This is a genomic window from Microbacterium sp. ABRD28 (genome assembly GCF_003850245.1).
In the GTDB taxonomy this organism is placed as follows: Bacteria; Actinomycetota; Actinomycetes; order Actinomycetales; family Microbacteriaceae; genus Microbacterium.
The window spans coordinates 3,121,517-3,142,389 of sequence record NZ_CP031015.1; the positions used below are offsets into that span (position 1 = coordinate 3,121,517).

Annotated in this window: 24 protein-coding genes; 10 read left to right on the forward strand and 14 right to left on the reverse strand. The window is 70.1% G+C overall.

Features of this window, described 5'->3' with window-relative positions; genetic code table 11:
* The first annotated feature begins 38 nt into the window (after positions 1 to 38).
* Both DT073_RS15065 and DT073_RS15070 read left to right on the forward strand, forming a co-directional pair.
* Positions 39 to 785: an SDR family oxidoreductase gene (locus tag DT073_RS15065; RefSeq protein WP_124294129.1), complete on the forward strand. Its 747-nt coding sequence runs from the start codon at positions 39 to 41 to the stop codon at positions 783 to 785.
* Between the two features lie 88 nt (positions 786 to 873).
* Entirely contained in the window at positions 874 to 1,053 is a 180-nt protein-coding gene (locus DT073_RS15070) for a DUF1918 domain-containing protein (protein ID WP_205782953.1), read from the forward strand.
* Positions 1,054 to 1,093: 40 nt separating this feature from the next.
* Here the strand turns inward: DT073_RS15070 and DT073_RS15075 are convergent, their stop codons facing one another.
* The gene (locus tag DT073_RS15075; RefSeq protein WP_124294130.1) at positions 1,094 to 1,927 is read right to left on the reverse strand and encodes an aldo/keto reductase; all 834 of its coding nucleotides are present in this window, start codon (positions 1,925 to 1,927) and stop codon (positions 1,094 to 1,096) included.
* Between the two features lie 115 nt (positions 1,928 to 2,042).
* Between DT073_RS15075 and DT073_RS15080 the strand changes: the two genes are divergently transcribed.
* Positions 2,043 to 2,444 carry a nuclear transport factor 2 family protein gene (locus DT073_RS15080; protein ID WP_164478216.1) on the forward strand — a complete coding sequence of 134 codons (402 nt, stop codon included), beginning with the start codon at positions 2,043 to 2,045 and terminating at the stop codon, positions 2,442 to 2,444.
* Positions 2,445 to 2,471: 27 nt separating this feature from the next.
* Here DT073_RS15080 and DT073_RS15085 read toward each other — a convergent pair whose 3' ends face one another.
* The gene (locus DT073_RS15085) at positions 2,472 to 2,756 is read right to left on the reverse strand and encodes a hypothetical protein (RefSeq protein ID WP_124294132.1); all 285 of its coding nucleotides are present in this window, start codon (positions 2,754 to 2,756) and stop codon (positions 2,472 to 2,474) included.
* A gap of 88 nt (positions 2,757 to 2,844) precedes the next feature.
* Positions 2,845 to 3,498 (reverse strand): TetR/AcrR family transcriptional regulator, encoded by a 654-nt coding sequence (locus DT073_RS15090; protein ID WP_124294133.1) that lies wholly within the window; start codon positions 3,496 to 3,498, stop codon positions 2,845 to 2,847.
* A gap of 114 nt (positions 3,499 to 3,612) precedes the next feature.
* Between DT073_RS15090 and DT073_RS15095 the strand changes: the two genes are divergently transcribed.
* From DT073_RS15095 to DT073_RS15110, 3 genes are all read left to right on the forward strand, one after another.
* Complete coding sequence (locus DT073_RS15095; RefSeq protein ID WP_124294134.1) at positions 3,613 to 5,049, forward strand: MFS transporter; 1,437 nt, start codon at positions 3,613 to 3,615, stop codon at positions 5,047 to 5,049.
* A 34-nt stretch (positions 5,050 to 5,083) separates the two neighbouring features.
* Positions 5,084 to 5,788: a DUF899 domain-containing protein gene (locus DT073_RS15100; RefSeq protein WP_124294135.1), complete on the forward strand. Its 705-nt coding sequence runs from the start codon at positions 5,084 to 5,086 to the stop codon at positions 5,786 to 5,788.
* Between the two features lie 325 nt (positions 5,789 to 6,113).
* Positions 6,114 to 7,505, forward strand: a complete 1,392-nt coding sequence (locus tag DT073_RS15110) for an HNH endonuclease signature motif containing protein (protein ID WP_124294137.1) — start codon at positions 6,114 to 6,116, stop codon at positions 7,503 to 7,505.
* Between the two features lie 69 nt (positions 7,506 to 7,574).
* Here DT073_RS15110 and DT073_RS15115 read toward each other — a convergent pair whose 3' ends face one another.
* Positions 7,575 to 8,030, reverse strand: a complete 456-nt coding sequence (locus DT073_RS15115) for a VOC family protein (protein WP_124294138.1) — start codon at positions 8,028 to 8,030, stop codon at positions 7,575 to 7,577.
* Positions 8,031 to 8,130: 100 nt separating this feature from the next.
* Between DT073_RS15115 and DT073_RS15120 the strand changes: the two genes are divergently transcribed.
* The gene (locus DT073_RS15120) at positions 8,131 to 9,096 is read left to right on the forward strand and encodes a helix-turn-helix transcriptional regulator (protein WP_124294139.1); all 966 of its coding nucleotides are present in this window, start codon (positions 8,131 to 8,133) and stop codon (positions 9,094 to 9,096) included.
* Between the two features lie 206 nt (positions 9,097 to 9,302).
* On the forward strand, positions 9,303 to 10,466 hold the full coding sequence (locus DT073_RS15125) for a GTPase family protein (protein ID WP_124294140.1): 1,164 nt from the start codon (positions 9,303 to 9,305) through the stop codon (positions 10,464 to 10,466).
* Here DT073_RS15125 and DT073_RS15130 read toward each other — a convergent pair.
* Positions 10,463 to 11,086 carry a hypothetical protein gene (locus DT073_RS15130; protein ID WP_124294141.1) on the reverse strand — a complete coding sequence of 208 codons (624 nt, stop codon included), beginning with the start codon at positions 11,084 to 11,086 and terminating at the stop codon, positions 10,463 to 10,465. The two genes, DT073_RS15125 and DT073_RS15130, sit on opposite strands and share 4 nt — an antisense overlap.
* 65 nt (positions 11,087 to 11,151) lie before the next feature.
* Between DT073_RS15130 and DT073_RS15135 the strand changes: the two genes are divergently transcribed.
* Positions 11,152 to 12,024, forward strand: a complete 873-nt coding sequence (locus DT073_RS15135; protein WP_164478217.1) for a CHAD domain-containing protein — start codon at positions 11,152 to 11,154, stop codon at positions 12,022 to 12,024.
* A gap of 2 nt (positions 12,025 to 12,026) precedes the next feature.
* Here the strand turns inward: DT073_RS15135 and DT073_RS15140 are convergent, their stop codons facing one another.
* From DT073_RS15140 to DT073_RS15165, 6 genes are all read right to left on the reverse strand, one after another.
* Positions 12,027 to 12,905, reverse strand: coding sequence for an LLM class flavin-dependent oxidoreductase (locus tag DT073_RS15140; RefSeq protein ID WP_124294143.1), 879 nt, complete (start codon positions 12,903 to 12,905; stop codon positions 12,027 to 12,029).
* Positions 12,906 to 12,935: 30 nt separating this feature from the next.
* Positions 12,936 to 13,625: a glycosyltransferase family 2 protein gene (locus tag DT073_RS15145; RefSeq protein ID WP_240638636.1), complete on the reverse strand. Its 690-nt coding sequence runs from the start codon at positions 13,623 to 13,625 to the stop codon at positions 12,936 to 12,938.
* Positions 13,622 to 15,004 carry a bifunctional PIG-L family deacetylase/class I SAM-dependent methyltransferase gene (locus DT073_RS15150; protein ID WP_240638637.1) on the reverse strand — a complete coding sequence of 461 codons (1,383 nt, stop codon included), beginning with the start codon at positions 15,002 to 15,004 and terminating at the stop codon, positions 13,622 to 13,624. Before DT073_RS15150 ends, DT073_RS15145 begins: the two co-directional genes overlap by 4 nt.
* Positions 15,001 to 16,032, reverse strand: a complete 1,032-nt coding sequence (locus DT073_RS15155; protein ID WP_240638638.1) for an acyl-CoA dehydrogenase family protein — start codon at positions 16,030 to 16,032, stop codon at positions 15,001 to 15,003. The genes DT073_RS15150 and DT073_RS15155 overlap by 4 nt, the downstream gene beginning before the upstream one ends.
* 81 nt (positions 16,033 to 16,113) lie before the next feature.
* The gene (locus DT073_RS15160; protein ID WP_124294145.1) at positions 16,114 to 16,629 is read right to left on the reverse strand and encodes a hypothetical protein; all 516 of its coding nucleotides are present in this window, start codon (positions 16,627 to 16,629) and stop codon (positions 16,114 to 16,116) included.
* Positions 16,629 to 17,447, reverse strand: coding sequence for an alpha/beta fold hydrolase (locus DT073_RS15165; protein WP_164478218.1), 819 nt, complete (start codon positions 17,445 to 17,447; stop codon positions 16,629 to 16,631). Before DT073_RS15165 ends, DT073_RS15160 begins: the two co-directional genes overlap by 1 nt.
* A 55-nt stretch (positions 17,448 to 17,502) precedes the next feature.
* On the opposite strand from DT073_RS15165, the gene DT073_RS15170 reads away from it, so the two are divergent.
* Positions 17,503 to 18,786, forward strand: a complete 1,284-nt coding sequence (locus DT073_RS15170) for a CoA transferase (RefSeq protein WP_124294147.1) — start codon at positions 17,503 to 17,505, stop codon at positions 18,784 to 18,786.
* A 59-nt stretch (positions 18,787 to 18,845) separates the two neighbouring features.
* On the opposite strand, the gene DT073_RS15175 is transcribed toward DT073_RS15170, so the two are convergent.
* The 3 genes from DT073_RS15175 to DT073_RS15975 form a co-directional block, all read right to left on the reverse strand.
* A complete protein-coding gene (locus DT073_RS15175; protein WP_124294148.1) occupies positions 18,846 to 19,355 on the reverse strand; it encodes a hypothetical protein in 510 nt (169 codons plus the stop codon).
* Positions 19,356 to 19,378: 23 nt separating this feature from the next.
* A complete protein-coding gene (locus tag DT073_RS15180) occupies positions 19,379 to 19,714 on the reverse strand; it encodes a hypothetical protein (protein WP_124294149.1) in 336 nt (111 codons plus the stop codon).
* Between the two features lie 161 nt (positions 19,715 to 19,875).
* Positions 19,876 to 20,817 carry a putative glycolipid-binding domain-containing protein gene (locus tag DT073_RS15975; protein WP_205782954.1) on the reverse strand — a complete coding sequence of 314 codons (942 nt, stop codon included), beginning with the start codon at positions 20,815 to 20,817 and terminating at the stop codon, positions 19,876 to 19,878.
* Positions 20,818 to 20,873 lie beyond the last annotated feature (56 nt).

A 20,873-nucleotide genomic window follows, 5' to 3' on the forward strand; every position in this document is an offset into this window, starting at 1 on the left:
CCGGGTGCGCCATGCTGTGGACGAGGAGAGGGGTGCCGATGCTGGTCGCCGTCGTCGGAGGAACGGGAACCGTGGGCGCGCACGCCGTGCGTGCGCTGCGCGACAAGGGGCACGACGCCGTGGCGCTCAGCCGGGCGAGCGGCGTGGATGTCTCCGGGGGCGTGGGGCTGGATGACGCGCTCGTCGGCGTCGAGGCGGTCATCGACACCACCAACGTCTCCACGCTCTCCGCCAAGGCCTCGGTCGCGTTCTTCGAGGCCGGCACCCGGCACCTGCTCACCGCGGCCGATCGGGCGGGGGTGTCGCACCTGGTGACCCTCTCCATCGTCGGCGTCGACCGCATGCCGCACGACTACTACGCCGGCAAGGTGGGGCAGGAGCGCCTCGTCGCCGGGGGCGCGGTGCCGTGGAGCATCGTCCGCGCGACGCAGTTCCACGAGTTCGCGGCTCAGATCTACCGGCAGGCGGCCTTCGGACCGCTCCACCTCGCACCGCGGGCACGCCTCCAGCCCGTCGCCGCCGCGGAGGTGGGGGCCTACCTCGCCGAGGTCGCCGTCGGCGCCCCGCAGGGGCGCGCGCAGGAGATCGCCGGCCCGCTCGAGGAGGCGCTCGACCGGATGGTGCAGGACTACGCCGGCACCCTCGACGAGAAAGTGTGGACGCCGTCGGTGAGCCTGCCGGGAAAGCAGATGAAGGCCCTCCGGGACGGCCTCGGCCTCCCCGTCGGCGAGCCCCGCCGCGGCTACCAGACGTACGCGGAGTGGCTCACATCTCGCCGTGCGTGAGCGGCTCACCGGTCCCGCCTCGTGAGGCCCGACCCTTCTGGTGCCGGCGCGGAAGCAGTCGTATCGTTGGCGCCAGGAGGTGATGGTCATGGCTGAGATCGGCGATCGCGTCATCATCCACGGCAGGACAGTGGGCGCTGCGGAGCGGACCGGCGTGGTGACCGGCGTCCGCGGGCACGCCGACGAACCGCTCCTGGTCGTCCGCTTCGATGACGGTCACGAATCGATGCTCTCGCCGGGAAGCGACTGCGTCATCGTGCCGCACTGAGTGCGGCGCGGGACGGGCGGTGTGGAGGTGTGCGAGATGGCTACATCTCTTCGTGCGTGAGCGGGTCGCCGTCCCACAGACGACCGCGCTCGAGGCCGGAGATCTCGGCGACCTCGTCGGCGCTGAGAGAGAAGTCGAAGATGTCGGCGTTCTCACGCTGACGCTCGGGGTCGGCCGACTTCGGGATCGCGGTGCTGCCGAGCTCGACGTGCCACCGCAGCACGATCTGCGTCGGCGTCTTACCGTGCGCCTCGGCGAGCTGGACGATCACCCGCTCGGTGAGAAGCTCGCTGCGCCGCGCGAGCGGGCTCCAGCTCTCGGTGCGGACGCCGAGCTCGTCGTGGAAGGCGCGAAGCTTCGCCTGCGGGAAGTAGGGGTGGAGCTCCACCTGGTTCACGGCCGGAACGACACCGGTCGCGTCGACGAGTTCGGTGAGCATCTCCTCGGTGAAGTTCGACACCCCGATCGATCCGACCAGACCGGCCTCGCGCGCATCGATCATGCCGCGCCAGGTGTCGATGTACTTCCCCACGCTCGGGTTGGGCCAGTGGATGAGGTGAAGGTCGATGCGCTCGAGGCCGAGCCGGTCGAGCGAGTCGCGGATGCTCCGCACCGCCTCGGTGCGGCCGTGCTCACGCCCGGGGATCTTCGACGTCACGAGGATCTCGTCGCGAGGGACGGATGACCGCCGCACAGCCTCGCCGACCTCGCGCTCGTTCTCGTAGTTGACCGCCGAGTCGAGCAGCCGATAGCCGGTGTCGAGCGCCGCGACGATCGCGTCCGAGCCCTCCGCTCCGCGCAGGTTGTACGTGCCGAGCCCCACCTGGGGGAAGGACACACCGTCATTGAGGGTCACCGTCGGAATGGAGATCATGTCTCCATTGTGGCCGCGGCCCGGCATCCGACCTCCACTCTTGACGCGACGATCACCGCCCAACCCGTGCCCGCAGCGCGATAGCGTCGGAAGGGGAGCACTCGAGGAGGAGACCATGCCCGACGATCCGCTGCGGCCGCAGACCCAGGCTCTGCTCGACGCCGTCAACGCGCTCGATCTCGACGCGCTCCGCGCGATGGTCGACGACGATTACGGCATCGTCGACGTCGATCCTCAGGGACAGTCGGTCGTGATCGAGACCAAGGACGCGTGGGATGCCTACATGACCACGAACTTCGCGGCGATGCGGGCCGCGGGCGCCGCGCTGTCGTCTCGGGTGACGGGGTATCACGGCGAAGAGGCCGGGGAGATGGGTTACTCGGTGGTGACGTTCGTCCAGCGGGTGCAGATCGGTGAGACCGTGATCGAGAATCCGTGCGTCGCCACGATCGTGTGGAAGCGGACCCCGGAGGGCTGGAAAGAGGCCCGCTGGCACTGCTCCCCCGCCCCGGCCTGACACCCGGCCGGCGGGCGGCGCTCGGATCTACAGGTCTTCGGGCACGAGATCGCCCTGTCCCTCCTCGCCGAGCTCGGCGGCAACCGGGTCCTCCCCCTGCGTCTCGGGCTGGAGGGCCTCATCGAGGTAGGGCTCCTCCGGGCCGTCGGCGGCGACGGTGTCGGCGTCGGGAAGGCGCCCCTCGAACTCGAGCTGGGCGAGGTCGTCCTCGCCCCCGACCGTGGTGTCCGCCACGCCGGGGCTCGTTTCGCCGACGACCTCGAGGCCCGCCTGCTCGTCGCGCTCGGGGGTGGTTTCGCTGAAGCCGCTCATGTGATCCTCTTCTCCTCGGTGGTGGACACCCGAGTACACCGCGGATCGAGGCCTCTCTGCACCGGGGTGACGACGAGCGCGCGCTCGCCTATGCTTCTCCGGGCGGCGCGGTCGTGCCGCGCACGCCGACGATCGCCGAGTCGACGACGCTCGCCGCGAGGGCGTCGACGAGTTCGCGCGGCTGCCAGCGCACCGGGCCGTGCACGGCGATGTCGGCGAAGCCGTGCACCGCCGACCAGCACGGCCATTCGGCCAGGGGGCGGCGCTCAGGGGCGAGCGCACCGGCATCCACCATCTCGTCGAGCACGTCCATCAGCAGCCGGAAAGGCGCGACGATCTCGTCGTCTAGCGTGACGATCCCCTCGCTGGCCCGGGTGTCCTGCGTGAAGAAGGCGGTCTCGAACCAGCCGCGCTCGTCGACGGCGAAGGCGATGTAGGCCAGGCCCACGCGACGGAGCCGCTCGATGGATGCCGCAGCGCGGCCGAGTCCGGACGGGGTGGCCGCGACGCGCTCGGCGATCGCCTCGGCCAGCAGTCGCTGCGCCTGCCCGGCGACCGCGCGGACCAGGTGGTCGCGGTCGGAGAAGTGCCGGTACGCGGCGTTCGGCGAGACGCCGACGGCGCGGGTGATCTCCCGGAGCGAGACGGCGCTCGGTCCTCCCTCCCGCGCTCGCGCGAGCCCCTCGTGGACCAGCGCATGTCGGAGGTCGCCGTGATGATACGTGCGAGCGGAATCGGCCATTGCCTCCTCCGCTCCGGGTGTGTAGATTGGCGCCACCGCCGATGTTCACGGTGTGAACATGAGTCTACCGCAGCAGGCGGGCCGGCCGGCATCACCACGACGGGAACGAGAACGATGAGCACGCAGACCACGGATGCGGCGGCGTACACCCCCGGCCCGCGGACGGTTCGGGCCTTCTACCAGGTGCTCGTGAACACCGCCGTCGCGAACGTGACGTCGAGCTACCTGTGGTGGGCGCTGACCTTCTGGGCCTACCTCGAGACGGGGTCGGTGCTCGCGACCTCCATCATCGGCGGGTCGTACATGCTCCTCGTCGCTCTTCTCGGCGTGGTCTTCGGGGTCCTCGTCGATCATATGAAGAAGAAGGCCGTCATGCTGCTCTCGAGCACCGTGACACTCGTGACCTACCTTCTGGCCGGGGCGCTGTACCTGTCGTTCCCCGAGAGCGTGCTGGTCGACTGGGGCGGACCCTGGTTCTGGTTGTTCGCCGGGGTCATCCTGATCGGCGGCGTGGTCGAGAACCTTCGCAACATCGCACTCTCGACCACCGTCACGCTGCTGATCCCCTCCGACCGGCGCGACCGCGCCAACGGACTGGTCGGAGCCGTCCACGGCATCGCCTTCATGGTCACGAGCGTCTTCTCCGGTCTGTCCGTCGGTCTCCTCGGTATGGGATGGACCGTGGTCATCGCGATCGCCGCGACCGCCGTGGCGCTGACCCACCTGCTCTTCGTGCCGATCCCCGAACGCGGCGTGGTGCACGTCGAAGGCGTCGTACCGCAGACGGGGTTCCGCGGCGTCATCCCCGCGGTCATCGTCGTTCCGGGACTCCTCGCCCTCATCCTTTTCACCACCTTCAACAACCTCGTCGGCGGCGTGTTCATGGCACTCATGGACCCGTACGGCCTGGAACTCTTCTCGGTCGAGGTGTGGGGCATCATCCTCGGCATCACGAGCTTCGGCTTCATCATCGGCGGGGGCCTCGTGGCCAAGTTCGGTCTGGGCAGGAACCCGGTGCGAACTCTCCTCCTCGTCAACGTCGCCATCGCGATCCTCGGGATGACCTTCGCGATCCGCGAGTGGTGGTGGCTGTACGCGCTGGGACTGCTGATCTTCATGTGCCTCATGCCGATCGCCGAGGCGTCGGAGCAGACGATCATCCAGCGGGTCGTGCCCTTCGAGTCGCAAGGGCGCGTCTTCGGCTTCGCCGCCAGTGTCGAGTCGGCCGCAGCTCCCGTGTCTGCGTTCATCGTCGGGCCACTCGCGCAGTTCTGGCTGATCCCCTACATGAACTCCGAGGCGGGTCAGTCCTCCCTCGGCTGGCTGCTCGGACCGGGCGAGGCTCGCGGCATCGCCCTGGTCTTCGTCGCAGCGAGCGCGATCCTGCTGATCGTCGTGCTGCTGGCCTTCGCCTCGGCACCGTACCGACGGTTGTCGCGGGCGTACGCCACAGCGCCGCCCCCCGCCTCTGCCGAGCCGGGCGGAGCGGAGACGGAATCATCCGCAACGGTCGGTGAGGCCGGCCAAGACCTTCGGTCGGCGGTGCGCTGACCCGCGGAATCCGTTCGTCGACGAAAGGAAACCCATGAGCACCACGACATCCGCCCTCCCCCCGGTCGTCACCGAGGACGAGTGGCGCGACGAGCTCGCGGCGCTGCGCGCTCGCGAGAAGGCCGCCACCCGTGAGCTCGACGCGATTGCCGCGCAGCGGCGACGCCTGCCGATGGTGAAGCTTCCCGACTATGTGCTGGAAGGGCCGGCGGGCCCCGTGCGGCTCGTGGACATCTTCGGAGGCAGATCGCAGTTGATCACCTACCACCACATGTGGGAGCCCGGAGCCGAGTGGCAGTGCGGCGGCTGCACGTCCTTCACCTCGCAGTTCACGCGGCTCGGGTTCCTCGACCACTACGACGCGCAGTTCGTCGTCGTGACCCAGGGCGCGATCGAGGAGGCCCTCGCCTACCGCGAGAAGGTGGGCAACCGGATGGATTGGTACTCGACCGCGAACAGTCCCTTCGGGGCCGATATGGATGCTCCGGCCGGGGGCGGGTTCGCCGTGAACGTGTTCCTCCGCGACGGCGACACCGTCTACCGCACGTGGCACACCAACGGACGCGGAACCGAGCAGCTCAGCCACACCTTCGCCCTCGTCGACCTGCTGCCGTGGGGGCGCCAGGAGGACTGGCAGGACTCTCCCGAAGGGTGGCCGCAGGAGCCGACTTACTCACGCTGGGTCGATCCCGGCGAGATCGCCGCGCGGTACGGAGCCTCCTCCGGCCACCAGGACTGAGGGCGGGGTGTCCGCCGCGTCCGACGGTCTTCCATCAGGAATCGGGAGGCCCGCCCTGCGCGCGCTCGAGAGCGCGGGCCTTCGGACCCTGGCGGATGTTGCGGGGCGATCCCGCGACGAGATCGCTGCCCTGCACGGTGTCGGCCCGACGGCGGTTCGCGCGCTCGATGCCGCTCTCGCCGAGGCAGGCCTGCGCTTCACGAGCTGATGCTCGTTTTATCACGAGGAAGCGAGATCCAGCGGCCCCCACATCGGCGGAATCTGGTTCGAGCTGGGGTTGAGGGTTTCGGGTCTCGATGTCGGAGGGTGGTGCCATGATTCATACATGCGTTCGAACCCGCGGCTCACCCTCCTCAGTGACGAGGACCGGTCTGAGCTGACGGGTGTGCTCACGCGGGTGGAGGCCGCGCAGGCGGCGTTGGCGGCGGCGGAGGCGGAGCAGACCCGGGTGTTGGCCGAGGCGGGGGCGTTCGCGGCGCGGCTGGCGGAGGGGTCGACCGCGGTGGTGCGGGATCGGGATATGGCGTTGCGGGGTGTGGCGGCGGAGATCGCGGCCGCGGTGCGACTGTCCGACCGGTCGGTCCAGCGCCAGATTGATAGTGCTTTCGCGTTGGTGAACGACTACCCCGCGACGGTGCACTGCCTGGAGAAGGGGCTGATCACGCGGGCGCATGTGGCGGTGGTGGAGGATGTCGGGCGGCGGTTGCCTCCGGAGGTGAAGGGGGAGTTCGATCAGCTGGCCGCGGAGATCTGTCTGGACGAGACCCCGGGTCGTGCGCGTGCGGATTTGGAGATCATCGCCGAGCGGATGCACCCGCGGACACTGACCGAGCGGCATGCGGGGGCGTTTCGGGAGCGGAAGATCGTCCGGTACGCGATCGGGGACGGGATGTCGGAGCTGCGGGCGGTGCAGTCCACGGTTCTGATCGAGGGGATCTTCCAACGCATCACCGACGAAGCCACCGCGGTCATCACCGCTCGAGAACCGCAGCCGGGCGATGATGTGGCGCCGGACACCCGGTCGATCGATGAGGTCCGCGCGGACGTGTTCGCCGACATGCTCCTCACCGCCGTACCGAGCCTCAACCCGACCGGCTCTGGTGACCTGCCGGGAGGGTTGGGCGCGATCACCGCGAAGGTGCAGGTCGTCATCCCCGTCATGGCCCTCATGGGGCAAAGCGATGTCCCGTGCGATCTTGCCGGGGTCGGGCCGATCGATGCCGAGACGGCGCGGTTGCTTGCGGGGAACAGTGACGGGATGTGGGAGCGACTCCTCACCCATCCGGTCACCGGGTTGACGATGGCAGTGGACACCTACCGCCCGACCGGGGCGATGGTCCGGTTCCTGAAGGGCCGGGACAAGCACTGCCGGTGGCCAGGATGCCGGATGCCCGCCCGAACCTGCGAGATCGACCACAACCACGACGCCGCCCTGGGCGGGAGAACCGAGATCTGCAACCTGTCCTGCCTGTGCCAACGGCATCACAGCATGAAACAGTTCACCGCCTGGAAGGTGAAACAACTCCCTGGTGGAGTCATGGAGTGGACGTCACCGACGGGCAGGATCTACACCGACAATCCACCGGGTCATGGGGTGCACTTCTCCCCGGAGGAGGACGTCCCCGACGACCTGTGGGTGAAATGGACCACCTTCACCGGCGAGTTCCGCATCACCGACGAACCGGCTGACAACCCCCACGAACCCGCACCCTTCTGAGGTCGAACCGGCGCGGCAGGTGACGCGACGACTCGACCCCAGCGGCCGGGCCCGGGGTACGGGGACCACTCAGGCCGTGGTGACGTTCAGGCTCCAGGTCACGCCCAAGCGGTCGGTGAGCATGCCGAATCCGGCGCTCCACGCCGATGCGGCCAGCGGTTCGACGATCGCGGCTCCGGCGGACAGCTTCTCCCAGAAGCCCTGCAGTTCATCGAAGCTGTCGGAGCCGATGGACACGAACATCGCCTGATCGGTGAGGGTGGTGTTGTCCTCACGGCGAGTGGAGCCTCCGCCGGCGATCGAACCCCCGGTGCGACCCGGGATGTCGTAGGCCATGAGCCGGAAGCCGTTCTCGGCGGTGACGAGACCGAAGACGACCTTGTCCGCGCCGGGCACCGCAGACGGCATCCCGAAATCGGCATAGCTGTTGATGACGACGTGACCGCCGAAGACGGACTGGTAGAACTCCAGCGCCGCGCGCGCGTCGCCGCAGAAATTCAGGTGGGTGGTGGTCTGGATCGACATGCCTACTCCTCAGGGATGGTGCCTGGCCTCGCGCCGGCGACATCCAGCCTGGCAACCGTGTAGGTCAGTTTCCGGCCTAGATGCGAACTAACCTCGACCCATGCCCCCGACGACGACCGCTCGGCTGCTTCGCCTCCTGTCGCTGTTGCAGACCGGCCGCGAATGGCCCGGCTCCGTCCTCGCCGAGCGACTCGAGATCGCGCCCCGCACCATCCGCCGCGACGTCGAGCGCCTTCGGGAGATGGGCTACAACATCGAAGCGACGATGGGGCCGATCGGGGGCTACCGCCTGGATGCCGGCAGCGAACTCCCACCCCTCCTGTTCGACGACGATCAGGTCGTCGCGCTCGCGATCGCCCTTCAGGCGGCGACGGGCACCGGTGCCGGGATCGACGAAGCGGCGCTTCGGGCCCTCACCACCCTCCGTCAGGTGATGCCCTCTCGGCTGCGCCATCGGCTGAACGCGCTCGACTTCACTGTGATCCCGCGCCGCCCTGGCACCGCGACACTCGACACGGTCTCGCCGGAGGTCCTCATCGCGCTGTCGTCCGCTGTACGCGTTCGACACGTGGTCCGGTTCGACTACCGCGATCACCTCCGCCGGGTCGAACCGCACCATCTCGTGTCGGTCGAGAGCCGTTGGTACCTCGTGGGGTGGGATCTCGAGCACGGGGACTGGCGCATCTTCCGCGCCGACCTCATCGAACCCCGCACCCCCGCCGGCCCGCGATTCGCCCCGCGCGACCTTCCCGAGCGCAATGTCGCCACCTTCGTGGCCGCCCGGTTCAAGGGTTCCGAGCAGGGCGACCAGTGGCCGTGCGTCGGAAAGGTCATTCTCCACCGACCCGCCCGAGATGTTCTCCCCTTCGCGGGCGACGGCATCGTGGAAGACCTCGGCTCCGACCGGTGCAGCATCGAAGTCGGCTCCTGGTCGTGGATCGCCCTCGCCGCATCTCTCAACCGATTCGACACCGAGATCGAGGTGCTCTTCCCGGCGGAGCTCACCGAGGCCTTCCGAACGCTGGCCGCCCGGAACGCCGCGACGGCGCGTTCGTGGCGCGAATGAAGCGTCGCCGTCGTCATCTCCGGAGTCCCGGCACCGGCAAATCGGCCGTCGCGACCCCTGGCGCCGCGCGAGCGCGGTGGCGGGGGCCGCACGAGCGGATCGCTGCGTCAGCGTCGATCGCCGCGGTCGCGGCATCCGCTCTCCATCGCTTGGAATCAGCCGAGCCGCACACGCCGTAGAGACCGTTCGCGCGTAGGGTTTCGAGCATGGCCGCCGACCCGCCCGCAAAGAAGCCTCAGATCGACCAGCGGCCGTTCCTCGAGGCGACCTCCGAAGCGAAGTCGCGGTACGGCCGCTTCAACCTGGCGGTCATCGGCAATACCGGCGTCGGCAAGTCGTCGCTGGTCAATGCGGTCTTCCAGCGCGACTGGGCCGCGGTCGGCAAGGGCCTGCCCGTCACGAAGGGCGTGCGGTATTACCACGACGACTCCCTCGGCATCTGGGACATCGAAGGCTTCGAGATCGGCTCCGCGGTCCCGCCGCGTGAACAGCTCCGCGACCACCTGAAGACCATCGAGCAGCACCCGCGCAACGAGCAGATCGCCGTGGTCTGGTACTGCGTGAAGGCCAACGACGACCGGCTCACACGCGCCGACATCGAGATGATCCAGGAGCTGGATGCCCGCGGTCTGCCGGTGATCCTCGTGCTGACGAAGGTCGACTGGGAACGCAACGCACTCAAGGGGAGCCGGCGTCCGACGAAGGGCACCCGGGAGTTCATCGAGTGGCTCGAGAACCCCGTCGACGAAAGCGGCCGGCCCATCACGATCCCCTTCGCCCGGGTCATGCCCACCTCCACGCGCGAGAAAGACGGAAAGGGCACGGGCCACGGGCTCGGTGATCTCGTCGCGGAGACCCTCGCGCTGTCGCCCGCCGACGCGAAGGATGCGTTTCGCATCGCCCAGCGACTCAACCTCCCCTGGAAACGCGAGATGGCCCGGCCCATCATCACCGGCGCCGCAGGGCTCGCCGCCGGCGTCGCGGCGACGCCGATTCCCGTCGGTGACGCGCTGGCCCTGGCGCCGATCCAGCTCGGGATGATGGGGCGCATCGCCGCCATTTACGACCTCGAACTGAAGACGATGATGTCGGCCGGCGCGCTCGCCCAGCTCGCCGTGCAGATCTCCGGCCAGGCGCTCGCGCGCAGCTTCCTGAAACTCATCCCCGGCGCCGGCAATGCCGTGAACGCCAGCGTCGCTGCCGCGCTCACGGTCGCGATGGGCGAGGGATGGATGCGCCTGTGCGAACAGGTCCACACCGGCAAGCTCGACCTCGCCAAGGTCGGGGATGCCTGGGGCGAATACGTTCCCGGAGCGCTCGACGTCGTGCGCAAGATGGCCGAGCAGCGGGTCGGGAAGAAGAAGCTCTAGCGAACGGCGGCGTCGGCGGGTCGCATCCGGATCCCCGACGACTTCAGCTCCAGCGCCGCGAGCTGCGCGAGGACGGCGGGGTCGCCGCGGCGCCACGCCCCCGAGGCGTCGACGTGCACCGCCGCCAGACTCGTGAGCTTCTGGTTCGCCAGCGCGCGCAGCGCGAGCAGGTCCACGCCCGCGCCGCTGCGAAGCACGACCCTCGCCCGCCGCGCACGCCGGATGAAGCGGATGCGAGGCAGCAGCCAGATGGCCAGCACGAGCATCGTCGGAATCAGAGCGATCCCCAAGCCCAGCGTCAGCGCCAGCTGCTGCACGAGCACCTGCTGACTCTCGCCCGCCTGCTCGAGCGCCGTCCCCGCCGAACTCGCACCGTCGAACGGCGCACGGACGGTTCCGCCGATGAGCGGGATGCCGGCGAGCTGATCGCCGATGTCGGTCATCGACTCCTGGAACCCGCTCCCCGCCCGCTGCATGTCGACGCCGAACGAGGCGAGGGCCGCGACGGCGGAGTACACGGCGATGCCGAACCAGATCCAGAGGATGATCGCGGCGAGCGCGAGCGTATCGGCGATGATCTGGCGCGTTCGCTGCGGCGCGAAGTCAGAATAGAGTTTCACGGCCCCACCCTGGCATGCGTACAGGAAAACGCGGGGCGGGGCGGTGTCGATCGAGGGAGATACGCATGCCGACAGCCGGAGAGGTGCTCACCCCGACGGCGTGCGCGCACATCGCGGCCATCCTGCACAACGACCCCCGTGCCCGGCTCGACGAACCCGGCGGAGTACATCAGATGCGCGTCGCGACGCGCCGCCTGCGAAGCCTGCTGCAGACCTTCGCGCCGATGTTCCGAGCCGAGGAGGTCGCGCCCCTTCGCACCGAACTGAGATGGCTCGCCGGCGAGCTCGGTGTCGCGCGCGACGCCGAGGTGATGCAGGCGGAGATCGCCACGGCGATCCGTGACGAAGACGCGCCGGCGGACGCCGGCGCCGGCATCGAAGCGAAGATGGATGACGCGCATCGGGCGGCGCACGCGCGGCTGTGCGGCGCGCTGGACTCCGACCGCTACCACCGGCTCGTCCTCGATCTGGATCGCTTCGTCGACGATCCCCCGCTGAGCGCCAAGGCCGGTAAACGCGCTCGACGCGTGCTGCCCCGACGGGCCGACAAGGCCTTCGCCCGCGTGCGGTCCGCCGTCGCGCACGCCCGAGCGGCGGACACACCGCAGGAACGCGACCTCGCGCTCCACGACGCGAGGAAGGCGGCGAAGCGCGCCCGATACGCCGGGGAAGCGTTGGCGGATTCCTTCGGAGAACCCGCGGCTCTCTTCGCGTCGCGGATGGAGGACGTGCAGGAGCAGCTCGGTGAGTATCAGGACAGCGTGGTCATGCGCGCGCGACTGCGCGAGTTGGCGGCCGCCGAGACCTCGCCGACGACCGCATTCCTCTACGGCCGCCTCGATGCCCGCGAAGAGCGGCGGGGGGAGCTCGCTCTCGAACGCTTCGATGGGGCGTGGGAGGCGGCGACGGAGAAGTCGGTGACGGCCTGGACGCACTGACCTCAGGAGAAGCGTGACGCGGCCTCGACGAGCACGTCTTCACTGCCGGCGTAGATGCCGTCGGGCCGCGGCCAGTGCGTGATGACATCGGTGAACCCGAGGGAGGCGGCGCGGCCGGCGGCGTCTTCGAACTTCTGCACGCTCTCGAGGAAGTACGTGCTCTCGGAGTCGAGCGACAGGTACCGATCGAGCGTCTGCGGGTCGCGTCCCTGAGTGGCGAGGGCGTCGTCGAGACGTGCGCCGAGGGCGGCGATCGCCCGCCACCATTCCTCCTCGGGCTTGCCCTCGGGCCCCGTCGTCACCCACGCGTCACCGCGCTCGGCCACCAACGCCAACCCCTTCGGTCCGTTCGCGGCGAGGATGAGGGGCACGCGCGGATGCTGCGCGGGCTCCCCCACCATCCGTGCGTCGTGGGCGGTGTACCAGTCGCCGTCGAAGCTGATCCCACCCGACCCGGGCGTTTCGAAGCGGAGCAGCTCATCGAGCGCGGCGACGAACTCGACGTAGCGTTCGTGGCGCTGACGGGGCGTGTACTCGGGCTGGCCGAGGACGAAGGCGTCGAACCCGGTGCCGCCCGATCCGACGCCCAGCAGCATCCGTCCGCCCGAGATCTCGTCGACGGTCACCACCTCCTTGGTGAAGGGCACCGGATGCCGGAAGTTCGGCGACGCCACGAAGGTGCCGAGCCTGATCGTCGTGGTCGCAAGAGCCGCGGCCGTCAGCGTCGGAATCGTCGCATGCCAGGGCTGGGCGGCGAGCGAGCGCCACGAGAGGTGGTCGTAGGTCCAGGCGTGGTCGAAGCCGAGGTGTTCGGCGGCTTCCCACTTGCGGCGGGCCTCAGCCCAGGGCTCCTGCGGGAGGATGACGATGCCGTGGCGCATGAGCCTGAGTGTAGGAGGCAGAGCGCAGCGTCAGGCGAACTGCGCCGCGGTGGCGCGGACGAAGGCGGCGTAACCGCCGGGCGTCCGCCCCTCGACGCGGCCCGACGTGGTCACCTCGGCGGCATCGCTCGCCGTGACGATCGCGCCGAGCGCCCGCGCCGTCTCGACGAGCCGGACGTCTTCATGCTCGGGCACGTCGGTGAACCCTCCCGCGGCGCGGTACACACTCCCCCGCACCCCGAGGTTGGCGCCGTGGGTGTTCCCAGCCGGTCGACCACGGTGGTGAGTCGCTCGCCAATACGCGACGTGTGCCGGCGCGAGGTCGGCGAAGTCGGGCCGCACGGTACCGAGCACGATGTCGGAACCGGCGCGCATCAGCGCGAGCTGGTGGGTGAGCCAGTTCACGGGCACCGCCGAGTCGGCGTCGGTGTTCGCGATCCACACGTCGGCGAGGTCGACCGGGTCGAGCAGGCGGAGCGCCTCGGCGACTCCCGCTCGGCGGGCGGCGCCCACCCGTGCGGCCGTGACCGCGACCGTCGTCACCTCGAACTCGGCGGCGATGGCGGACGACCGGTCAGTGCAGGCATCCAGCACCAGGGCGACCTCCACGCGCGCCCCCACCCCCTCGGCGGCGGCGACCGCGACGGCGAGCGACTCCAGGCAGCCCGCCAGCAGCTCCTCCTCGTCGTGGACGGGAACGACCACTGCCACGGCGGTCACAGCATGCCCGTCTCGCGCGCGACCGACGGCGCCGGCGGACGCGCGAACACCTCGAGCAGGAAATCGTCCTCCTCGTGCCGCACCACCACCGCGAGATCCTGCTGGGTGCGAAGTGCGATGTGCACCCCGTCGCCACTCACGGGATTGGTGTCGACCGGATGCCGCCAGTGGCATGCGACGAGGTGCCCGTCGGGCCGGAGCGAGGCGATCGCCTGCGCGATGGCACGTTCGAGGTCGGGGGCGTCCCAGAAGTAGCCGACCTCCGACATCACGATCAGGTCGAACGTGCCCGCCGGCCATTCCGCCGGAAGCGTCGCCCGCACGAGCTCGACGTTCTCGCGCTCGCCCAGCCGACCGCGCGCGGTCTCGAGCGCCGCCTCGGCGAAGTCGACGGCGACGAGTTCGTCGCACCGTTCGGCGAGCTGCGCGGTCAGCACCCCGGTCGCACTTCCGAGCTCGACCGCCCGCGCGTACTGTGGCCGCGGCAGCGACGCGAGCAGCACGGCGCGCTTGCGCTCCTCGTACCAGCGGGTCTCGAATCCCCAGGGGTCGGGGCGCCGGGCGTAGAGATCGGCGAAGTGCTCTTCCGGCGTCGACCCGTGCCACGATTCGTCGCGTGCCGGATCGTCGTCGACGCGGATGAGGGTCTCGAAGCCGCGGGTGAAGTGTCGCAGCATCCGTCCGCTCACGATCGCCTCGTCGCCGGGCGCGGCAGACAGCGCCGCTGTCTGGCTGCGGTGGGCGCCGAGCGCCTCAGTCTTCGCCCGGCGGGCCTCGGCATCCAGAGGCACCAGTTCGATGTGACCCCACGGCGGATCATCCGCCGTACCCCAGTGCCAGAGCCAGATCGGGTAGGCCCGGTATCGAACGCCCAGGTGACGGGCGACGGCGTGCGCGGCTTCGCCGGCGATGCGGTGGTCGCGGTGGCCGTCGCCGGTCCACGGTGAGACGACGAGCGTACGCGAGCGCGGTGAGCCGACCGTCCGCACGAGCGCCTCGATCTCGCCGGTGAGACGCGTCTGCACCGCATCGAGGCCACCGTCGGTGTGGCCGAGGAAGGCCACGGATGCTGCGGGGCAGACCTTGGCCAGCGCTTCGCGCACTTCGCCGCGGCGCACCGAACGCAGGTCGTCGGGCGTGTGAGTCGGTGAGGCGGGGTGGGAGTTCTCGCCGTCGGTCGCGACGACGACGATCACGCGACCGCCACCCGCGGCGACGGTGTGCATGAGCCCTGCGACTCCGAGCGTCTCGTCATCGGGGTGCGCCGAGACGACGACGAGGGCGTCGACGTCGAGGTCGGCGTTCGGCAGCCGACGCGCGTCGAACGCGGCCTGCCAGCGCTCCTCGTCGGTGCCGGCATCGAGGTGGCTGAACGTCACCACGGCTGCTCCGATGCCGTGAGGTCGCGCCCCATCCGCGCCGCGTCGCGCGCGCCGTGGTGCTGGCGGAGGTAGAGGTGCAGATCGGCCACGCGCCGCGCATGCGTCTCGTCGGCGACGAGCGGCAGCGGGCCGAGCGCGAGGTCGGCGGTCTCGAGCGCGGTCGTGGCCGCGCGGGCGGTGCCGGTGCGGGCCCGGTTCGCCAGCAGCCCTGCGTCGGCACGCGGACCGGCCGAGAAGACGTCGGCGGTCTCGGCGAGCACCGCGCGTGCCGCCCACAGCGCCGCATCGGCGTCGCCCAGATGCTGATGGGCGATCTGGTCGGCGCGCTCGGTGCTCGCCGCGGCACGGAGCGCCGGCAGCAGCCCCATCGCCCCACCCCACCATGCTGCCGCGACCCCCACGCCGCCGTGCGCGAAGCCCGGGCGGCGCAGGTACCAGCCGTCGTCGCCGACCGGTTCGGCCGGGGTACCCGAGAAGTCGACCGGGGCACTGACGACCTGCGACAGGCCGCGGGCATGCCACGGACCCGCGTGCGCAGTCACGGTGTCGTGACGAAGAGGCACGGCGAAGAGCCGCTGACGTTCGTCGTCGACCCAGGCGGTCACGAGGGCGTGCGAGAGCGAGCCGGCGAGCGAGCACCACGGTTTGGTTCCGCGGAGCGTCCAGCCCGTGGCATCCCGTTCGGCCGTCAGCCGCGTGCCGGCGCCTTCAGCGGCGAAGACGCCCCAGGTCGCGGCGTCGTCCGGCTCGACGCCCGCCTCGTCGAGGATGGCGATTGCGTCGAGGTGCGGTTCGAGGATGCGCGCGGCACCGACATCGAGGAACGCGGCGCCGGCGAGGAGCTGCCAGCGGTCGGTGAGCGAGGCGTCGCGGGGCAACATCCGTCCGACCTCGGCCGCCCACGCGAGGGTCACGGGCACGTCGACACCGAACCCGTCGATCACCGCCGCAGCGGCGAGCGCCGCCTCGACCCACTCCGCCGGCTCGACGAACAGCGACAGGCGCGGCGGCTGTGATGACGTCATCTGGTGCGATCCTCCGAGACCAGTGTGACGGGGCGACCGTTCTCGCGGCCTCGGGGTTGTCGCGTGGACGCGGCCCTGCTATCAGCCGGCTGCCGCGGGCGAGGCGCTGCTCCGTGCGGCGCGGAATCCGATCGCCGCGATCGAGGCGAGGAAGGCGACGAGCGCCAACGCGCTGGCGGCCATCAGGGGTGCCGCCCATGGCGAGTAGTCCGCGCCGCTGATGGCGAAGGTGTCCGCCAGGTTCATTCCCGGTGAGAAACTCGCGACGAACTCGGCGGGGGCGCCGAGCACCAGAATTCCGAGATAGCCCACGACGACCCACTCCGGCTCGTTCCTGAGGAGGATCTGACCGAGCACGAGCAGGATGAGCGCGAGGACGGGACCGACGGCGAGGATCGCCGGAACCACGAACCTGTCGATCGAACCCTGGGACAGTTCGGTCTGACGCCAGATCTCTTCCAGCGGCAGGCCCGGGACGGCGGCGAGCGGGTTCAGCACCATGATGTGGATGTAGGCCCACGCGGCGTACAGCGTCACCACCACCGTCCCGATGATGGAGATGGCGAGCGTGAGCCGGCGGCGAGGATCAGACGTCATCAGCCGGCGACCTGCTCGGTGAGCCACTCGCGCAGCAGGCCGAGGAACGGCTGCGGATACTCGACGCTCGGCATGTGCGCCGTTCCGGGGAAGACGTGGAGTGATGCGCCGGTGACGGCTTCGGCGAGATGCTCGGCCTGCGCCCGCGCGGCGGACGTGTCGTGCTCGCCCACGATGAACAGGGCGGGCACCGTGATCTCACTGAGGCGCCCGTAGGCGCGCGGCTCCATCGGCACGGGCCGGGGATCGCCGTCGAGCAGCGGCTTGTTCGCATCGCCCAGCTCGCGCAGCCGCTGGAGGAAGAGCGGGTCGACGTCGGCCGTTTCGCGCGTCGGGCCGACACCCCAGGAGAGGGCTTCGAGCTCGACGAGGCGATCCCAATCGCGTGCCTCCTCGGCCTGTTCGATCGAATGCTGCAGCTCCTCCTCGCGTCGAGTCGGTTCCACCTCGGGGAACCCACCCGGTCCCGACCCGATCGTCACGAGCCCGGCGACGCGGTCGGGGAACTCGAGAGCGGTGTCGATGGCGACGGCACCCCCGTACGACGCCCCGATGAAGATCGCCTGCTCCACGCCGGCGGCGTCGAGGACGGCGACCGCGTCGTCACGGTTGGAGTACTCCACATCGTCGGAGGGGCTGTTGCCGAACCAGCGGAGGTCGTACCGGATGACGCGGAAATCGCGCTGCAGGTCGGCCCACAGCGGATCCCACATCGCCGAGGTCGCGATGCCGGCGTGGAGGAAGAGGAGCGCGGGCGCGGCGTCGGGTCCGGCGGCCTCCCAGAAGAGGCGGGCACCGTTGTGGCGGAGAGTCGGCATGGGGACACCGTACCCACCACTGTCCGGTCGGGCGATGTGATGCTTCACTACCGGCATGACACTCGGAGCTGTGGGCGGGCAGGTGGCCGACGCACTCGGCTTCGGCGAGCAGGCGCGGGAACTCGTGGCCGAGCCGACCGGCGCATTCCCGTGGGGCGCGCACCTGCCGGTCGGCACCCTGGCGACCGACAGCGTCGCACTGGCATCGCTCGCGATCGCACTCCTCCGGGGCAACCCGTCGCCGGTGCGCGTGGACCGGGCGCGGGTGGCGGCATCCTTCGGCAGCGAGAAGGTGCTGCGCATCCACGGCGCCGCGCCGTCGGCGTGGGCCCCGCTGTCGGGCTTCTGGCGCGCTCGCGACGGATGGGTCCGCACGCACGCGAACTACCCGCACCACGAGCGGGCGCTCCGTCGGCTGCTCGGTCTCGGAGCAGACGTGGAGACGGATGCCGCGGTGGCGGCCATCGCGGCACGAACCGCCGCCGACCTCGAAGACCGCGCCGCCGAGATCGGTGCGATCGTCGGACGTGTGCGGGCTCCCGAAGAGTGGCGAGAGCACGAGCAGGCACGGATCGTCGCGACGGCGCCGATCGTGGAGCGGCGGCGGATCGGCGATGCGGCACCACGGCCCGAGGGTTTCCGGGTGCTCGACCTGACGCGGGTGATTGCAGGGCCCATCGCCACGCGCGACCTCGCACTCGCCGGCGCGGAGGTGCTGCGCGTCGACTCCCCTGCCCTGCCCGAGACGGGGTGGATCCACCTCGACACCGGGCAGGGAAAGCGTTCGACTCTGCTCGACCTTCGACAGGCCCACGATCACGCGACCTTCGAGCGCCTGCTGTCCCGCGCGCACGTCGTGGTCACCGGCTACCGGCCGGGGGCATTGGCGCGGTTCGGTCTCGAACCCGAAGACCTCGCCGCGCGGCATCCGGGACTCGTGACCGCCTCGGTCTCCGCGTGGGGAGCACACGGACCGTGGGCCGCGCGACGCGGATTCGACAGCATCGTGCAGGCGGTGAGCGGCATCGCGATGGTGGAGAGTCCAGACGGCGAGACGCCTGGCGCGCTCCCCGTCCAGGCCCTCGATCACGCGACCGGGCACTTTCTCGCTGCGGGCATCGTGCGGGCGCTCGGCGCTCAGCGGAGAGAGGGCGGGTCGATCGATGTCCGCATGTCTCTCGCCCGCACCGCTCACGCGCTGCTGACCTCGACAGACCCGGCGACCCAGGCGGCGGCGCTCGTCACCGCACCTCCGCCGCTGGCGTTCCCGGGCGCGCCCGATCACTACCCCGTCGTCGGTGGCGAGTGGGGGGCGGATGCGGCGGAGTGGCTGGGCTGATCGCCGGAGCTCAGGGGAACGGTGATGCGCATCACGGTCTTGCTCCTGCCGATGTGCTGTCACGTGGCCGGGCGCCCATCCCCTTCGCCGGAGGGCTCCAACCCTTGCTCAGCAGGCGGCACGGCGGAAGGGACGGCACGCTCGGCCCGTGAGAAGGCGACGCGGCACACGAGGATTCCGAGGACGAACAGCCCGACGACCGACAGGACGTAGAGGGCGTAGACCGACATCACCCAGAAGAGCGGCCATCCCTCCGGCGCGGTGCGTCCGTCGCTGAGACCCGTGGCCTGCGAGACGAGGTCGGTCGCGAAGAAGGTGACGATCGTCGCGGCAGTGAGGATGCCGGCGGCCACCCTCAGCCGTCGGAGGATCACCGTCGCGAGCACGAGGAGGAGCGCTCCGGCGACGACGACGAAGAACAATTCGCCCGGAATCAGGAAATCGAAGAGGAAGCGGCCCGACCCCACAGCGAAGATGACCCCGAGAACGAGCGGCGCCAGCAGGGGGAAGCCTGTGAGGACCGTTCCCGCGACGGCGCTCACTCGCGCGGTGAGGGTTCCCCAGAACATGACTGGCGTCCTCTCCGGGCGGCTCAGCCGAGAACGAGCATCAGGATGCCGCTGACGATGTTGATCACGAGGAAACCCCCGACGGCAGCCGCGCCGATGACGAACGGGAGCCAGGCGCCGTCGATACCGGCCCGCGTCTCGCGGGTGGCGACGAACGCCGTGAGCCCGAGAGGGGCGGCGAAGACCGCCCCGGCAGCCACCAGCACGAGCGCCATCACCCACCAGGGAAGAGTCGCCGAGGGCGCATCACCGCCGGCGAGCAGGGAGGCAAGGCCCTCGCCGACGATGAACGCGAGCGCCAGAGAGGGCACGAGGAGGAGGAGTGACCACCAGCCCGCGCGACGTGGGTGTGGCGTCATCGGCGCCGTCGCAGCGTGACCGTGTCCGGGCATCCCTCCCCCTCGCGCAAGGATCGTCGACGCGGCACCCCCATGCCCCCGTTGCCGATCCGTTACTTGCATGGTTCCGCCGCTCGCGCGCCCAAGGCGGGACCAAGGTCCCGCGCCGTCGCCCGGCAAGTTCAGCTGATCGAGCGGAAGAGACCGGGGTAGTCGAGCACCAGACCGTCGTCGTCGACGGTGAGGAGGGCGCGGAAGTCGGAGTCGCGCGACTCGTACCGCCACTGCCGTTCACCGACGCGGGTGTAGCGCTGCGGATCGCGGACCACGGTGAGTGCGGGAACGGCGATCCACGCGGTGTCGATGTCGGCGCTCTGGCCGATCGGGAGGTCGAGCCGCCGGATCGGGAGGGTGTTGGTCAGCGGGGTCGCGGAGATGTCGATCTCGGTCGCGCCGTCGAGGTCGCCGCGGTGCTCACCGTTCACGAGCCACCGGCCGTCGGAGAACGACAGGCTGAGGGTGCGTCCGCCGATCGCGAGATCGGCAAGCCGGAAGAGACCTCCGGCGTCGGTCTCGACGCGGTACGCGAGGCGTCCGTCCGGAGTGTCGATGTCGCCGTTCGCAACCATGCTGTGCCCTGAGAAGTGGATTTCGCAGGTTTCGGTGCTGGCGGTTTCGAGCCCCTGCCACGTGATGCGCGACATCCGCTTCTCCTCGTTCTGAACATGGGTTCCGATGAACTCCGCCATGGCGGCATCGGTGGGCAGATCCACGCGAAGTCGGATGCTGTCGGTCGCCGGTCCCGCTCCGTTCACGACTGCTGCGCCCCCGAGCGTATCGAGGTGCGGGGCGACCGTCGCCGCCACGCGAGACGGCAGATATCCCACGTCGCGCCCGTTCGAGAAGACCGCGACCCGCGCGGCACGGCGCGAGCGGCGGTCGGTCTCGTGACGGAGGACGTACAACCGCTGACGGCGGTGATGCCGCTCGGGGTCGTTCACGACGTAGTGCGTGCGTTCGAGCGCGACCCGCCGTGTCGGCAGATGACGAAGATCGGGAAGATCGACATGACGACGGGAGCGACCGGTCGCCACGTGGATCAGGTGTTCCCACCATGTCGGCATGGGCGCCCCTCCTTGACTGTGGTGCGCCTTCTTCAAGGCGGAGCGTGCGTCCATTC

What these genes read in the sequence shown, in the direction of transcription:
- DT073_RS15095 (WP_124294134.1), top strand. Translation starts at nt 3,613, where the DNA reads ATGAGCACGCAGACCACGGATGCGGCGGCGTACACCCCCGGCCCGCGG.
- DT073_RS15065 (WP_124294129.1), top strand. Translation starts at nt 39, where the DNA reads ATGCTGGTCGCCGTCGTCGGAGGAACGGGAACCGTGGGCGCGCACGCC.
- DT073_RS15120 (WP_124294139.1), top strand. Translation starts at nt 8,131, where the DNA reads ATGCCCCCGACGACGACCGCTCGGCTGCTTCGCCTCCTGTCGCTGTTG.
- DT073_RS15110 (WP_124294137.1), top strand. Translation starts at nt 6,114, where the DNA reads ATGCGTTCGAACCCGCGGCTCACCCTCCTCAGTGACGAGGACCGGTCT.
- DT073_RS15070 (WP_205782953.1), top strand. Translation starts at nt 874, where the DNA reads ATGGCTGAGATCGGCGATCGCGTCATCATCCACGGCAGGACAGTGGGC.
- DT073_RS15085 (WP_124294132.1), bottom strand. Translation starts at nt 2,756, where the DNA reads ATGAGCGGCTTCAGCGAAACCACCCCCGAGCGCGACGAGCAGGCGGGC.
- DT073_RS15125 (WP_124294140.1), top strand. Translation starts at nt 9,303, where the DNA reads ATGGCCGCCGACCCGCCCGCAAAGAAGCCTCAGATCGACCAGCGGCCG.
- DT073_RS15180 (WP_124294149.1), bottom strand. Translation starts at nt 19,714, where the DNA reads ATGACGCCACACCCACGTCGCGCGGGCTGGTGGTCACTCCTCCTCCTC.
- DT073_RS15100 (WP_124294135.1), top strand. Translation starts at nt 5,084, where the DNA reads ATGAGCACCACGACATCCGCCCTCCCCCCGGTCGTCACCGAGGACGAG.
- DT073_RS15175 (WP_124294148.1), bottom strand. Translation starts at nt 19,355, where the DNA reads ATGTTCTGGGGAACCCTCACCGCGCGAGTGAGCGCCGTCGCGGGAACG.
- DT073_RS15975 (WP_205782954.1), bottom strand. Translation starts at nt 20,817, where the DNA reads ATGCCGACATGGTGGGAACACCTGATCCACGTGGCGACCGGTCGCTCC.
- DT073_RS15090 (WP_124294133.1), bottom strand. Translation starts at nt 3,498, where the DNA reads ATGGCCGATTCCGCTCGCACGTATCATCACGGCGACCTCCGACATGCG.
- DT073_RS15080 (WP_164478216.1), top strand. Translation starts at nt 2,043, where the DNA reads ATGCCCGACGATCCGCTGCGGCCGCAGACCCAGGCTCTGCTCGACGCC.
- DT073_RS15155 (WP_240638638.1), bottom strand. Translation starts at nt 16,032, where the DNA reads ATGACGTCATCACAGCCGCCGCGCCTGTCGCTGTTCGTCGAGCCGGCG.
- DT073_RS15165 (WP_164478218.1), bottom strand. Translation starts at nt 17,447, where the DNA reads ATGCCGACTCTCCGCCACAACGGTGCCCGCCTCTTCTGGGAGGCCGCC.
- DT073_RS15135 (WP_164478217.1), top strand. Translation starts at nt 11,152, where the DNA reads ATGCCGACAGCCGGAGAGGTGCTCACCCCGACGGCGTGCGCGCACATC.
- DT073_RS15160 (WP_124294145.1), bottom strand. Translation starts at nt 16,629, where the DNA reads ATGACGTCTGATCCTCGCCGCCGGCTCACGCTCGCCATCTCCATCATC.
- DT073_RS15170 (WP_124294147.1), top strand. Translation starts at nt 17,503, where the DNA reads ATGACACTCGGAGCTGTGGGCGGGCAGGTGGCCGACGCACTCGGCTTC.
- DT073_RS15140 (WP_124294143.1), bottom strand. Translation starts at nt 12,905, where the DNA reads ATGCGCCACGGCATCGTCATCCTCCCGCAGGAGCCCTGGGCTGAGGCC.
- DT073_RS15075 (WP_124294130.1), bottom strand. Translation starts at nt 1,927, where the DNA reads ATGATCTCCATTCCGACGGTGACCCTCAATGACGGTGTGTCCTTCCCC.
- DT073_RS15115 (WP_124294138.1), bottom strand. Translation starts at nt 8,030, where the DNA reads ATGTCGATCCAGACCACCACCCACCTGAATTTCTGCGGCGACGCGCGC.